At 72.6% G+C, this 13266-nt stretch carries 13 protein-coding genes; 8 read left to right on the forward strand and 5 right to left on the reverse strand.

Annotated elements, in window-relative coordinates; all coding sequences use genetic code 11:
* A partial coding sequence (locus ACIO92_RS33605) for a hypothetical protein (protein ID WP_402284315.1) occupies nucleotides 1-220 on the reverse strand: 220 nt, incomplete at its 3' end.
* A 292-nt stretch (nucleotides 221-512) separates the two neighbouring features.
* Here ACIO92_RS33605 and ACIO92_RS33610 point away from each other — a divergent pair.
* From ACIO92_RS33610 to ACIO92_RS33635, 6 genes are all read left to right on the forward strand, one after another.
* Nucleotides 513-1508 (forward strand): esterase family protein, encoded by a 996-nt coding sequence (locus ACIO92_RS33610; protein WP_351796520.1) that lies wholly within the window; start codon nucleotides 513-515, stop codon nucleotides 1506-1508.
* Nucleotides 1509-1522: 14 nt separating this feature from the next.
* Nucleotides 1523-3046 carry a peptidoglycan DD-metalloendopeptidase family protein gene (locus tag ACIO92_RS33615; protein ID WP_402284312.1) on the forward strand — a complete coding sequence of 508 codons (1524 nt, stop codon included), beginning with the start codon at nucleotides 1523-1525 and terminating at the stop codon, nucleotides 3044-3046.
* A gap of 89 nt (nucleotides 3047-3135) precedes the next feature.
* Complete coding sequence (locus tag ACIO92_RS33620) at nucleotides 3136-5166, forward strand: family 43 glycosylhydrolase (protein WP_402284309.1); 2031 nt, start codon at nucleotides 3136-3138, stop codon at nucleotides 5164-5166.
* A 153-nt stretch (nucleotides 5167-5319) separates the two neighbouring features.
* Nucleotides 5320-6117 (forward strand): serine/threonine protein kinase, encoded by a 798-nt coding sequence (locus tag ACIO92_RS33625; protein ID WP_366445773.1) that lies wholly within the window; start codon nucleotides 5320-5322, stop codon nucleotides 6115-6117.
* Between the two features lie 76 nt (nucleotides 6118-6193).
* Nucleotides 6194-7633 carry a serine/threonine-protein kinase gene (locus ACIO92_RS33630; RefSeq protein ID WP_366445772.1) on the forward strand — a complete coding sequence of 480 codons (1440 nt, stop codon included), beginning with the start codon at nucleotides 6194-6196 and terminating at the stop codon, nucleotides 7631-7633.
* A 187-nt stretch (nucleotides 7634-7820) separates the two neighbouring features.
* A complete protein-coding gene (locus ACIO92_RS33635; protein ID WP_366445771.1) occupies nucleotides 7821-8306 on the forward strand; it encodes a histidine kinase in 486 nt (161 codons plus the stop codon).
* 98 nt (nucleotides 8307-8404) lie between these two features.
* Here ACIO92_RS33635 and ACIO92_RS33640 read toward each other — a convergent pair whose 3' ends face one another.
* Nucleotides 8405-9220, reverse strand: coding sequence for a M12 family metallo-peptidase (locus tag ACIO92_RS33640; protein WP_401242986.1), 816 nt, complete (start codon nucleotides 9218-9220; stop codon nucleotides 8405-8407).
* Between the two features lie 644 nt (nucleotides 9221-9864).
* Nucleotides 9865-10035 (reverse strand): 50S ribosomal protein L32, encoded by a 171-nt coding sequence (rpmF, locus tag ACIO92_RS33645; RefSeq protein ID WP_401242989.1) that lies wholly within the window; start codon nucleotides 10033-10035, stop codon nucleotides 9865-9867.
* Between the two features lie 487 nt (nucleotides 10036-10522).
* Between rpmF and ACIO92_RS33650 the strand changes: the two genes are divergently transcribed.
* Both ACIO92_RS33650 and ACIO92_RS33655 read left to right on the forward strand, forming a co-directional pair.
* Nucleotides 10523-10741: a hypothetical protein gene (locus ACIO92_RS33650; protein WP_366445768.1), complete on the forward strand. Its 219-nt coding sequence runs from the start codon at nucleotides 10523-10525 to the stop codon at nucleotides 10739-10741.
* A 32-nt stretch (nucleotides 10742-10773) separates the two neighbouring features.
* Nucleotides 10774-11280, forward strand: coding sequence for a hypothetical protein (locus tag ACIO92_RS33655; RefSeq protein ID WP_366445767.1), 507 nt, complete (start codon nucleotides 10774-10776; stop codon nucleotides 11278-11280).
* Nucleotides 11281-11773: 493 nt separating this feature from the next.
* Here ACIO92_RS33655 and ACIO92_RS33660 read toward each other — a convergent pair whose 3' ends face one another.
* Together ACIO92_RS33660 and ACIO92_RS33665 are read right to left on the reverse strand one after the other, a co-directional pair.
* A complete protein-coding gene (locus ACIO92_RS33660; RefSeq protein ID WP_366445766.1) occupies nucleotides 11774-12220 on the reverse strand; it encodes an ester cyclase in 447 nt (148 codons plus the stop codon).
* A 700-nt stretch (nucleotides 12221-12920) separates the two neighbouring features.
* Complete coding sequence (locus ACIO92_RS33665; protein ID WP_402284305.1) at nucleotides 12921-13193, reverse strand: hypothetical protein; 273 nt, start codon at nucleotides 13191-13193, stop codon at nucleotides 12921-12923.
* Between the last annotated feature and the right edge of the window lie 73 nt (nucleotides 13194-13266).

Genomic DNA, 13266 nt, shown 5'->3' on the forward strand with positions numbered 1-13266 from the left:
GGGTGAAGCACACCGACACCATGATTGACCACCTCCACCAGACGGGCGAGGCTCCCAGGGAGGAACCGGCCCCGGGCAGCACCACTACGGAGAGCGGTGTCGCAGCGGGTGGCGATACCCCGCCACTGCTCAGGCGGTTGAAGCCCTGCTCCAGGTCGCTGCGGCGCTTGTGGGCGTCACGGTCGAAGGCCGGAGGGTGGCCTCGGGCGTATTCCGTCACGCCCTCCCGGTCCGGACTTCCACACGATCCCGTTCGACCCCCGCGGTCGTCCACCTGCTTCCGCCCCGCAACGACACCGGCAGCGACGACCGGACGAATTCCCACCCGGCACCGAACAGTTCATGGCGGTGTCACCACCCCATGACCCTCCAGCGATGATCATTGAAGACACTGCCTAGCCCAACCGGTCACACCTGTCAGTCCGTAAGGTTCCGGATTCATCGCCCGGGGAAGCGTCGCTACCGTCCAAACGCCCAGCGCTCGGTACCGTCGTGTCTACCTGGAGGTCACGTTGACCGCGCACCACCCCACCCGCAGGAGCGTCCTCAAGTCCGCCGGCGGGCTGTCCGCCGCCCTGGCCCTCGGCGCCGGAGGCGTGCTCGGCTCGGCCTCCTCCGCCGCGGCCGCCGGTGACGGCTTCGGGCTGCGCATCGTGGACCGCAACGAGAGCGACCCCCGGATGTGGTACTACCGCTTCGCGACCGACGCGATCGGCTGGAACCCGGGCCCGGGCGTCAACGTCCTGCTCCCGGACGACTACCACTGGAGCGGCCGCACCTACCCGGTCCTCTACCTCTTCCACGGCGGCGGCACCGACCAGGACTTCATCACCTTCGACCGCGAGGGCGTCCGCGCCTGGACGGCCGGCCGGCGGATCATCGTGGTCATGCCCGACGGCGGCCACGCGGGCTGGTACTCCAACCCGGTGAGCTCCAACGTCGGCCCCCGCAACTGGGAGCACTTCCACATCAACCAGTTGCTGCCCTGGGTCGAGGCCAACTTCCGCACCTTCGCCGAGTACGACGGCCGTGCGGTCTCCGGCTTCTCCATGGGAGGCTTCGGCGCCCTGAAGTACGCCGCCAAGTACTACGGCCACTTCGCCTCGGTCAGCGCCCACTCCGGCCCGGCCAGCCTGCGCCGCGACGGTGGCCTCGTCGGCCACTGGGCCAACGCCTCGGCCGCCGCCCTCGACCTCAACGGCGGCACGATCTACGGCGCCCCGTTCTGGGACGAGGCCAGGGTGACCGCCGACAACCCCGTCCAGCGCATCGAGAGCTACCGCAACAAGCGGGTCTTCCTCGTCGCGGGCACCAGCCCCGACCCGGTCAACTGGTTCGACACGGTCAACGAGACCCAGGTCCTCGCCGGTCAGAGGGAGTTCCGCGCCGCCCTCGACAACGCGCGGATCCCGCACGAGTCGTACGAGCTGCCCGGCGGCCACTTCATCCGCCGCGACATGATGCAGCGCGACATCGACGGCATCATCGCGCGCCTGCGCAAAGCGTGACGGGGAGGTCGATCGTGTTGCTCGGTCTTCCCCGGCGCGCCCTGCGCGTCCTCCTCGCCGTGACCGCGGCCCTCGCGCCCGGACTGCTGGTGCTCCCGTCGGCCGCGGCCCAGCCGATCGCCCGGACCGCCGCCCACACCGCGGCCTGTCCCGCGGAGGGCGAGGTCACCCAGCCCTACCACCCCGGCCACAACGGCGTGGACATCGGCAACGACATCGGCACACCGATCTACGCCATCGGCGACGGCGAGGTGACGATCTCCGGATACACGGGTGACTACGGCCAGTGGATCCGCGTCCTGCACCCCGACGGGCGCATCTCCGAGTACGGGCACATGTACCAGCGGTTCGTGGCCGTCGGCGAGCACGTCACGGCCGGTCAGCGCATCGCCCTGATGGGCCAGGAGGGCAACTCCACCGGCCCCCACCTGCACCTGCGGATCTGGGGCGACACCTCCACCTCGTACGGCATCGACCCCGAGGTCTACCTCGCCGAACACGGCGTGACCCTGCCCTGCGTCCCCGGCGGCACCCCGCAGCCCAGGCCCCTGACGTACCCGGCGGAATCCGGCCGGGTGGTCTCGGCGCGGTCCGCCGACGGGCGCCTGGAGGTCTTCGCGGCCGGTGCCGACGGGGTGCACCACGCCTGGCAGCTCGCGCAGAACGCCGAGTGGTCCGCCTGGGAGTTCCTCGGCGGTCCCGGCGACGCGGAACTGGCGATCGCCCCGAACGCGGACGGGCGCCTGGAGATGTTCGCCATCAACGGCAGCACCTTCCAGCACCGCTACCAGCTCGCTCCCTCCGGCGGCTGGTCGGGCTGGGAGGACTTCGGCGGCGGCGGGCGGGACATCGCCGCCGGGACGAACGCCGACGGCCGGATCGAGGTCTTCGCCTCCGGCCCGGTCGGGCTCTTCCACAAGTACCAGACCGCCCCCAGCGGCGGCTGGGCCGAGTGGGAGCCCACCGGCGGCGGTCCGGTCGACGGACGCCTGGAGGTGGAGAAGGCTCCGGACGGGCGCCTGGAGGTCTTCGCCCTCAACGGGACCACCTTCCAGCACCTGTACCAGACGGCCGTCAACGGCGGCTGGTCGGCGTGGGAGAACTTCGGCGGCGGCGGCCGTGACCTGACCGTCGACCACAACCAGGACGGGCGGATCGAGGTCTTCGCCTCAGGACCGGTCGGCGTCTTCCACAAGTACCAGACCAGCCCGACGAACTGGTCCGACTGGGAACCGACCGGCGGCCCCGCCGACGCGCAGCTCACCAGCGAACGCGCGCCGGACGGCCGGGTCGAGGTCTTCGCCATCAACGGCGGCACTGCCCAGCACCTGTGGCAGACCGGGGTTAACGCCCCGTACGGCCAGTGGGCGGACTACGGCGGCGGCGGTACGGAGATCGCCGCGGCCACCAACGCCGACGGACGCATCGAGGTGTTCGGCACCAGCCACGCCGGGGTCCACCACAAGTGGCAGACCGGGTTGTCGACCTGGTCCGACTGGGCCTGGCTCAACAGCACCGCGGGTCCCGCGATCGACTGACCCGACCTCCGCGGCCGGCCGATCCCGCCACCTGACCGGCTCGGCCGGCCGCGGAACGCCTCGGGGACCCCCCGATCAGGAGAAGAGCCATGGAACCCATCAGCAGACGCCGGCTGCTGCGGGCGACCGCCGCGGCCGGGACCCTCGCGCTCCCCGGCCTCGCCCCGGCCGTCGCCGCCGCCGGGACGGTCCCGCCGCACCGGTGGATCGGCGCGGATCCCTTCACCCACGTCCACGACCCCTCCCTCCCCGGCAGACGCCGCTACCTCAACGACCACACCCTGATCAAGGCCGCCGACGGGCGCTGGCACCTGTTCGGCATCGTCGGCGACAGCGCGCCGCCCGGCCGCTCCCCGGACAGCGCGGCGGAGACCTCCTTCGCCCACGCCTCCGCCCCCGACCCGTACGGCCCCTGGACCGCCCACCCCGACGCGCTGACCGTCGCCCCCGACTACCACGGCGAGGAGCACCTCTGGGCGCCGCACGTCATCGAGGCGGACGGCACCCACTGGATGTTCTACGCGGCCGGTGGCCGGGACGGGGCCGCGATCAACCTCGCCACCTCCACCGACCTGTCCACCTGGACCCGCCTGCCCTCCGGCCCGCTGTTCCGGGGACGGGCGGCCCGCGACCCCATGGTGACCCGGATCGGCGGCCGGTGGGTCATGTACTACACGGAGCTGTCCGCCGCCGAAGGCCGCCACCTCGTCCGCCACCGCGTCTCCGACGACCTGGTCCACTGGAGCGAGCCCGGTACCGCCTACGCCGACGAGACCACCGAGTCCACCGGGGTCTCGGTCACCGAATCGCCCTTCGTCCTCGAACAGGACGGCTGGTACTACCTGTTCATCGGCCCCCGGGTCGGCTACGAGGGAACCGACGTCCTCGCCTCCCGGGACCCCTTCCGCTTCTCCCTCGACGGCTACGCCGGACATGTGCCCGGCCACGCGGTCGAGGTCGTCACCGACGGGCCGGACCGCCACGCGAGCGCGGCGGGCTGGTTCGGCGACGGCCTGTACCTGGCGCCCCTGAGGTGGCGGGACACCCCGCCCTCCTGGCAGAGCCCGGACAACCCGGCGGTCTCGCTCGACGTGGACGGGAGGCTCAACGTGTTCGCGCTCGACGCGGCCGACCGCTCGATGCTGCGACGCGTCCGGCTCGGCCCGGACGGCGACACCTGGTCCGACTGGGAGCGCTTCGGAGGCCCGGCCGGGGCGGTCCCCACGCTCGGCCGCGACACCGACGGCAGGCTGGAGGTCTTCTCCCTCGCCCCCGGCGGCGCCCACCTGCACCACCGGGTGCAGCGGCCCGACGGAGACTGGTCCGACTGGGAGGAGTTCGGCGGCCCGGCCGCCGCGGCCCCGGCCGTCGCCCGCGGCGCCGACGGCCGCCTCCAGGTCTTCGCGCTGAGCCCCGACGGTGCCGTCGTCGCCCGCCGCGAGCAGGCGGCACCCGGCGGGTCCGCCTGGAAGCCCTGGGACGCCGGGTTCGGCGGGCCCGCGGGCGCGCCGCCGGTCGTCGCCGCCAACGCCGACGGTCGCCTCGAAGTGTTCGTCCTGGCCCCCGGCGGCGCGGCGCTCAGCCACCGGTGGCAGCTGGCGCCCGACGGCGGCTGGTCCGCCTGGAGCGCCTTCGGCACCGCCGCGGGCGACGCGCCGCGGGTGGCCAGGGACGGCAGCGGCCGGCTCACCGTCGCCGCCCTCGCCCCGTCCGGCGTGGCCTCCTTCCACCGGCGCCAGTCCGTCGCCAGCGGCGGCTGGGACGCCTGGCAGCCGCTGTTCGGCTGGTCGACCGCGGCCCCGCTGCTGGTCCCCGGCGCCGACGGGCGTCTGGAGGCGTTCGCGTCGGCCCCCGGCGGTGAACGCCTCGACCACCGCTGGCAGCTCACCCCCGGCGGCGCCTGGCACCCCGGCGAGGAGTTCGGCGAACCCGGCGTCAGGCTCACCGCCACCCCGTCCGGCGCGGCCGACGCCACCGGCCGCGTCCACCTCTTCGCGGTCACCACGGACGGCCGTATCCGCACCCGCGTACAGGCCGGGCCCGGCGGGGGCTGGCTGCCGTGGACCGCGTTCGGCGACCGCGCGGTCGCGACGCTCCGCTCCGGCACCCCCAGCCCCTGACGGACCGTCACGAAGCGGACGGACGGGGAGGGCCCGTACGTGTGGGCCGTGTGGAGGCCCGCCGAAGTGGCCGATGCCACTCGGTGCATCACCGGTTGCAACCGGTAGCGTTCGGTGTGTCGGACAGCGGTCGGCACGCGGGACGGGGGAGCGGTGAGCGGGATTGTCATCCACCTGCCGCAAGGCAGTGGCGGCGGAGCGGACGGGGAGGCGTGCGGCGACGCGGTGACCCTGAGGCTCGGCCCCGGGCAGCGGGCCCGGTTCGGCCGGGGTTCGTCCAGCACACCCGTCGAACTGCGCCTCGCCGACGCGGCCATCTCCCGGCTGGCCGGGGAGATCCGGGCGACCGACGACCACTGGCAGCTCAGCAACCACAGCACCACCCACAGCTATCTCGTGGAGAACCCGGAGGGGGCGGGCGAGTACCTTCGGGTCCCGCCTCGCCGGGCGGGCGCGCCCATCCCGTTCGAGTTCTCCCGGGTGGTGCTGCCCACCCGCCGTGACACCACCGTCTTCTTCCAGGTGTTCGCGCCGGACCACGTCTATCTGGACCAGCGGGGTATGGGCGGGCCCGGCGAGAGCCGCACCCTCACCGCGTACTCCCTGGACGAGACCGCCACGTACTTCCTCGTGCTCGTCGCGCTCTGCGAACCGTGGCTGCGCGACCGCTCGCCGGTCGCGGTGCCGACCACCCCGCAGGTGGTCGAGCGGCTGCGCGGCCACGCCGCCCGCGCGAGGCTGACGGCCCGCGCGGTCAGCTCCCACATCGACTACCTCGCCGACGAGAAGCTGCGGATCGGCGTCCCCGGAACGGCCGACACCGGCCGCGCGGACCGAAGGAACGGCAAGCGCGAGGCCGTCGTCGGGGTCGCCCTGAAGTTCGGCATCGTCCGTGAGGAGCACCTCGCGCTCCTGCCGCCGCGCACCGACACCGCCGAGCGGGCCCGGTAGGGGCGTGGTGCGGGTGGGCGAGCGGACCGTCTCCTGGGGCAGCGGGCGGCCGGAACCGCTGCCCGAGGGCTACCGGGTGGGCGAGCGGACCGTCTCCTGGGGCAGCGGGCGGCCGGAACCGCTGCCCGAGGGCTACCGGGTGGGAGAGTGGCTGGTCACCGAGCCGATCGGGTCCGGCGGCTGGGCGACCGTGTACGCGGCCAGACCGGCCGATCCCGGGCGCGGCGGGCCGCAGGAGGTCGCGCTCAAGATCATGCCGACGGCCGGGCTCGCGCCGCGCCAGGCCCGCGACGTGGCCGAGGCCGCCGCGCGCGAGGTCGACCTCGGACGCAGGGCGGCGCACCCCCGGCTCGTACGGCTGCTGGACTCCGTGGTCCTGGGCGCTTCCGAGGACCCGGCGCTGGACGGGGCGATCGTCCTGGTCATGGAGCGGGCCCGGGGCAGTCTGCGCGAGCTGCTCGACGCCGGGGTGAGCGAGCCGGAGGGGGCCAGGCTGATCACCGGGATCTGTGAGGGCCTGGCCCATCTGCACCGGGCCGGCTGGGTGCACACGGACCTGAAGCCCGAGAACATCCTGATCGGCGCGGACGGCTCGGTGAAGCTGTCGGACTTCGGCTTCGCCATCGAACTGACCGGCACCCACGGCTACACGCCCCCGATGGGCACCCTGGACTACCTGCCGCCCGAGCGGGGAAGGGAGCGGCTCGGCGAGCGGGGCGTGCGGGTGCGGCCGAGCGCCGACGTCTGGGCGCTGGGCATCGTCATCCACGAGGTGTTCGCCTCCGGCGCCTCGCCGTTCCCCGGCGCGACCCCGGCGGCACGGACGGCCGCCGCGCGAGAGTACGCCGAAGGGCGCGCTCCGTTACGTATGGACAACGCTGTCCCCGCCTTCTGGCGAGGCCTCGCCGCCGACTGCCTCGCCCCGAGCCACGAGACCCGCGCCGTTCACACGGCGGAGAGCCTGCTGGACCGCGTCGCGGGCCGGACCGCCCAGGACGGGCGCCCGGCGCGGCGGCCCCGCTGGAGGTCCCGCCGCTTCGGCGCGCCGCTCGCCGTGGGCCTGTGCGCGGCGGTGGGCGTGGCGCTCTGGACGTACGCGGGGCCGGGCCGGGGGGACGGAGGGGCGAGCGGCGGGGGCGCCGAAGGCCCGGCCCCGATCAGGGTGTTCAACGCCGAGCGCGGTTGCCAGGAGCGTACGGACCGTGACCGTCAGTGCAGCCTCGGCCTGGCGGTCGACCCGCTGCGGCTCTACACGGCCCAGAACGTCGTGCCGACCAGGGTGTGGCACGGCGACGTCCTCGAAGCGGAGTGCCGACTGCCCACCGGACTGCCCGTCATCGATGAGGAAGACCTCACGTCCACCCTGTGGTTCCGCGTCAGGCTCCCGCACGGGGACGCCCCCGCCACGGCCTGGCTGCCCGCCGTCCGCACCAAGGACCGTCCGTCACTGCCGAGATGCCCGCACCCCACGTCGTCAGGATCGGCGACGCCGACCGGAGAGCACCGCTCACCATGACGAAGACGGGACATCGGCGTTCGACATGCGTGAAGCCTCGACACCCTCAGGGAGACCAGGGCCAAGGCCGCTGCTTCGACCAGGGGCGCCGCGCCGACAGTCCGCCGGTGACGCCGTCGCCGATCCGCACCGGCCTACACTGCGGCTGGCCCTGTCGGCGGGGCCTGTGCGAGGAGGCTGAGGGATCATGTTCGTCCACCGTCTGGTCACCCTGCCGTTCACGGACCCGGACCAGTGCCGCGACGCGTATGCCGAGGCCGTCACGCTGCCCCGAGTGCATCAGGCCGCCGTCATCGAGCGTGCCCCCGACGGCACGCTCGACGTCCCCGAGAACCAAGCCCCCCACGCCGGTGCCACAACCGTGGGGGCCACCGCCACCGGCGGACTGATCGGTCTGCTCGGCGGCCCCCTCGGCACCCTGATCGGAGCCACCGCCGGGGCCCTCGTGGGCGATGCAGCCGAGGCCCGACGAGACCAGGAGAGCACCGCGGCCCTCATCCTCCTGAGCGCCGACGTACCCGACGGAACGGCCATGCTGGTCCTCGACCTGTCCGAAGAATCCACGGAACCCGTCGACGCACTGGCCGCCCGCTACGGCACCACCGCTCATCGCGAACCCGCCGAGACCTTCGCGACCCGCCTGCGCCAGGCATGGAAGTCCACCGGCGGCTGACACCTCCGGACACCTCCCGGCACGGCAGGCGCACTGACCGACCGTCCGGATCCCCGAGGAAGGGGAAACACGCGTGTCCTCCCGGGGCTTGTGCCCGGCTAGCGGTAGGCGGCGACGACGGAGGCGGATTCATTGATCATGCTCACGGCGTGGGCCTGGTCGTCCCGGCCGACCGCTTTGCCCAGCGGTTCCCCGTCGATGTCCAGATTCGGGTTGGAGAAGTACGGAACGACCGGGCACGAGGTGCCCGCGTCCAGACACGCGTCTTCGTAGGCCATGATGGTGCGCCACTTCTTGCTGGGCGCCACGTAGCCGCGGGCGTGATCGTAACCGTCGCCCTGATCCGAGCTGACGTGGCGGTCGTGGTCGAGGCCGAGCAGGTGGCCCAGCTCATGGGCGAAGGTGTCCGGTTCCTTGCCGAGCAGCTGCTGGCCGAGCACCATGCTGGCACCCTCCATCCCCGGGGCCTCGGGCGGCAGCGGACGTCCGCGATCCCCGATGTAGGCCATGCCGCCGAAATCGCTCGGGACGATCGCGATCACGTCGGCGCGGTACCGGTCGCGGAGCTTCGCCACTGAATCCGGAGTCGCGGAGAGATAGTCGTAGACGCGCTCGCTGTCGTCTGCTCCTTGCCCGAAGTCCGGGGCGGGCAGAACAGCGGCGATGCGGGCCTCGGCGTTGGCCTCGCTGTTGTCGAAGGCCTCGTTGGCGTAGTCGACGGACCGCTCGACGATGTTCCGTATCTTCTTCGCTCCTCCGGCGTCCCGCTTCGCGTTCGAGGTGTAGAGCACCAGTACATCGATGACCGGTTCCTCCGCGGCCACCGCGCTGGGGGCGGAGGGAATGAGGACACCGAGGGCGGCGCAGCCGGCGATCAGCGCGCCGCAGGTCTTGTACATGAACTTTCGCTTCATGCGTTCCAAGCTAGGGACGCGAGTTCATGGTCCTGTGATCATCGTGTAATGAACTGTGGATCAGTGCTACGCCGACAATCCGGGAGGCTCTGCCAGGACGCCATGCTGATTGCGGTGACGGCGGACGCCCCGGGCGGCTGACCAGGGCGCCTTGGAACCCCGGGTGCGGACCGTGTCTTCGAGGCGGATGCCCGGTGCCGGGTGCGCGCCCCGGACACCGTCCCGGCCGGGCTCCTCCCTGTCCTGGTACTGAACGGTCCCGACAGTCGGGGAAAGCACTACTACGGCCGGTGTTCCTTCGGGTATGCGATGCCGTGGCGGGGACGACCGGAGGTCGCGCCCCTGGGCCGCTCGAAGGGCGACCGCCACGGGGCGTCGGTGATGTTCCCGACGGCGGTGGCTGAGCAGGAACACGGACTCTTCCCGGGCCGCCACTGCGCCCGGCTTCCACCCGTGCGGGTCTGCCGAACTGCCGACCCGGCCTGCCGCCGGTACCGGTTCGTCGTGCCCTTGATCGGCGGGCCCCCCTCTTTCGCCTGCCTCATGCGCCGATTCGACGCTGCTGACGGAACGGTCGAGCGGCGACGCCTGGCCGCATGGGCGGCGTCGCCCCGACCTCTGCGACTTCATCCGTGACGTCGCGCTCAGCCTTCGGGGCGGATGAGGCCGCGCTCGTACGCCTTCACCAGACGCTGCGGCACGAAGTGCACCGAGCCGTCCAGGGTCACGGGGACGAGCTGTGCCGTGGTCGCCTTCCACTGGGCGCGCCGGTGGCGGGTGTTGCTGCGGGACATCTTCCGCTTGGGAACGGCCATCGGGGAACTCCTCGGTCTCGTGGGCGGTGCGCCGAGGCTATATGGAAATGGGTCCCATTATCAATCTTGACTCCGCTCCGCCCGAGAGGGTGTTCCTCGTGCGGGGATGGAGGGAGACGGTCCATGCGCGCCAGCCCGCCTGGCCGGGAGGCGGTTCGGCATCGGTGACCAACGCCGGGTCCGGCGCCCGACGGAGGCGGCCTGCCGGGCGCGGACCCCGCTGGATCGCGCCGATGCTGATCGAGGCCACCAACGCGGCGGCGTCCCGCGGCCGTTCGGGCGGTCGACATCCCGCCGCCCGCCTTCCGCACCACCACTTCGACGTCGGCGACCGTGGACGATCCCGCGTCGGCGTCCACCGGTGCCACCGGACCCGGAATGCGGAACCTGCTCCGAAGCCGCCGCTGGAACTGCCGCTGGCGGTGGTGCGGGCGTCCTACCGTCCTCCTACGTCCTCTTTCGACAGGCCAACCCAGGAGGTTTCGACATGTCACATCCGAGTCGCTCCGCCGTCGGCGGAGCCGCGGCCGCCGCCGCAGCCGCCGCGCTCCTCATCGGTGGTGCGGGGACCGCGTCCGCGCAGTCGTCGTCGCCCAGGCCCCAGCAGATCAGCTCGGTGGAGCTGCGGGCGCACCTCACCCAGGCCGTCGCGCAGGAGCGCCTGGCCGCCGCCTGCACGCCGGCCTGCGCCGGTCAGATCGTGTAGCGCGTCGGCGTCGGACTACGAGGAGACGAGAGATGATCACCGCGGACCGTTCCGAGACGGGGAACACCTGGTGCCCGAGCGGTAGGCCCGACGCGCCGGAGGCGGTTGTGCTGGGGGTTCGCTCCGGGCAGGACGGGGAGGTCGTGTACCTCGCCGACCCCGTGCCCGCACGAGACGTCCTCCCGGTCGTTCCGAAGGACGTCGAGCCGACCAGGGTGCTGCGCTTCGCGTCGCACTGCGTCAGCGACTGTCTTCACCGCAGGGGCAATGACTGCACCCTGGTGGAGCGGGTGGCGGCCACGCCGACGGACGAGAACCGGAACGTGCCGCGGTGTCATCTGCGCGTCCACTGCAAGTGGTGGGCGCAGGTCGGCGTGGACGGCTGCCGCCGGTGCCCGGCCGTCGCGACCACCGTCGTCGAGGGGGACGACCTGGGCGCCCTGGTCGCCGACCCCGGCACCACCCGTGAGCAACTCGACACGTGGATCGCGCAGACCGAAGTCGCCGCGCCCCGAGCAGTCGCAGCCGGGTCCCGCTGAGGAGAGCCCGGCCGGACTTCACCGCCGTCAGCGAGTGAGGGACGGAGGATGCGGGGCCGCGTCCACAGCGAAGGCGTCGTGCCGTCTGTCCGGGCCGTCGGCCCACCGTGTGCGGACTCGGCGTGGTGCGGACAGGGTCCGTTCCGGATTTCTGGAACAGACCCCGATCGGTTCGGCCCTGTTCCCTGGCCGCGCCCGCGCCTTGCGGCTGTAGAGCCAGGTCTGATCGGTGTGGCCTGGCCGAGTATCGACGAGGACGCGTACCGCGAGATGGCGGACGCGTTGCGGGAGTTCGCGGAGGACCTGGAGGGACTGTAGGACGACGGTCAGCTCGCGGACGACCACTTCGGGCGTCTGCCCGCCGTACGCGAAGGCCGACAGCCGTGCGCGGGTGGGTGAGGGAGGCGTGCGGCGGCGGTGGACCCGGCGGTCCGCACGTCGCGACCGTCTCCGGGTGGTCCCGGCGCTCCCGTGGTGCCGTGAGCGGATTCCGTCAGGCGCCCGGTCGCACGGCATCCGGCAGGGCGCCGAGCTGCTGCATGAGTGAGAACAGGTTGGCCACGCCCCAGTGCTCGACGATCTTTCCCTCTCGCACCCGCATGGCGTCCACGGTGTCGAAGCGGATGCTCCTGCCGGTGGGCGCGATGCCGAAGAGCTCACCCCTGTGAGTGCCGTGGTAGGTCTTGTAGGTCGTCACCAGATCACCGTCGGCGGCCTGCCAGTGGATGTCGGCGCGGAAGTCGGGGAACGCCCGGCGGAGCACCTGGTAGAGCTCACGCGCCCCGTTCTTGTCGGGGGTGCGTCCCGGCTGGGGCGTGTGGTCCAGGAAGTCGTCGGCGAACAGCTCGTCGAAGAGGGCGAAGTCCCCGCCGCCCTGCACTTCCTCGGTGTTGCGGCGGACGACGGCCTTGGCGGACGCGCTCAGATCCTTCTCGCTCATGCGGATCCTTCGTCGACAGGCGCGCCCGGACGGACACGCGGCGGCAGCTGGAGTCGGGTCACAGGGGCAGGACCCCGGGGATGAGTACCGTACCGGTCACTCAACGTGACAGGCATGTTCCGACATGCGTCGCGGCATCAGCGATCCCGGACGGTTCGCTGTTCTGATGCGCTACGTGCCTACGTGCCTACGTGCCTACGTGCCTACGTGCCCACATGCCCACGTGCTTGCGCGCCGGGTGGCCGTGATCCGTGGGCCAGAGGCTGACTGGAGCGCCGGGTGAGACCATCCGCCCGTCGCCTCGAACTCCTGGAACGTGCACCGGGTGCGTGCCGTGGCAGTGGGCTGGCACCGTCACCCCGTCCCCGGCACCGAACATGTCCTGCGCGCTGATCCGCAGGTCGGAGGATGCCGTCAGCATGGCCACGGCACCCGGCCGTCAGACGTCGCGGCCGTGCGGTGGGTCAGCAGGCCGGGGACGCTGGCGGCGAAGTCCTCGGCGAGCATCCCCACTCAGGGGTCGGGGCGGCCGTTCTCCAGCGATCGGTATGCCGTGCACGGGAGGGCCGTGCTCCTCGCCATAGGAGCGGTCATCTCGGTGTCCTTTCCTGAGGGGGCGCCGGGAGGGCGCGGTGATCGCTCCCGGCCCGGCGCCTCCGGGCACAGAACGTGACATCGAGGCAAGGGCAAGGAGCGTTGCTCACGTGCCCCAGCGGGAGGCCGGGGCGGTGCGTTCGAGGAAGGTCGTGGCTCGGGGTTCGGCGCGCTCGCGGAGGAACTCGCCTCCGAGGGTGTAGCGGGCGCCGGCCTGCGGGGAACGGATGGCGTGCCGCACGATCTCGTCGACCAGCGCGGTGACCATGTTCAGCCTCGGGTGGTCGCGGTGGACGGCAGCGCCCCGGGCGTCGGTGACGAACTCGGCTCCCACGCCGAAGTCCACCCCGATGCCGCGACGGGTGAGGTACGCCGGCACCCCGGGGCGCTCGGCGATGCCGGGCGTGGCGTGCAGGGCGATCGCTTCCCGGACCGGGTCGACCGCCTCGCGG

This window comes from Streptomyces sp. NPDC087215, assembly GCF_044744885.1.
GTDB lineage: Bacteria > Actinomycetota > Actinomycetes > Streptomycetales > Streptomycetaceae > Streptomyces.

What these genes read in the sequence shown, in the direction of transcription:
- ACIO92_RS33620 (WP_402284309.1), top strand. Translation starts at nt 3,136, where the DNA reads ATGGAACCCATCAGCAGACGCCGGCTGCTGCGGGCGACCGCCGCGGCC.
- ACIO92_RS33635 (WP_366445771.1), top strand. Translation starts at nt 7,821, where the DNA reads ATGTTCGTCCACCGTCTGGTCACCCTGCCGTTCACGGACCCGGACCAG.
- ACIO92_RS33640 (WP_401242986.1), bottom strand. Translation starts at nt 9,220, where the DNA reads ATGAAGCGAAAGTTCATGTACAAGACCTGCGGCGCGCTGATCGCCGGC.
- rpmF (WP_401242989.1), bottom strand. Translation starts at nt 10,035, where the DNA reads ATGGCCGTTCCCAAGCGGAAGATGTCCCGCAGCAACACCCGCCACCGG.
- ACIO92_RS33650 (WP_366445768.1), top strand. Translation starts at nt 10,523, where the DNA reads ATGTCACATCCGAGTCGCTCCGCCGTCGGCGGAGCCGCGGCCGCCGCC.
- ACIO92_RS33655 (WP_366445767.1), top strand. Translation starts at nt 10,774, where the DNA reads ATGATCACCGCGGACCGTTCCGAGACGGGGAACACCTGGTGCCCGAGC.
- ACIO92_RS33660 (WP_366445766.1), bottom strand. Translation starts at nt 12,220, where the DNA reads ATGAGCGAGAAGGATCTGAGCGCGTCCGCCAAGGCCGTCGTCCGCCGC.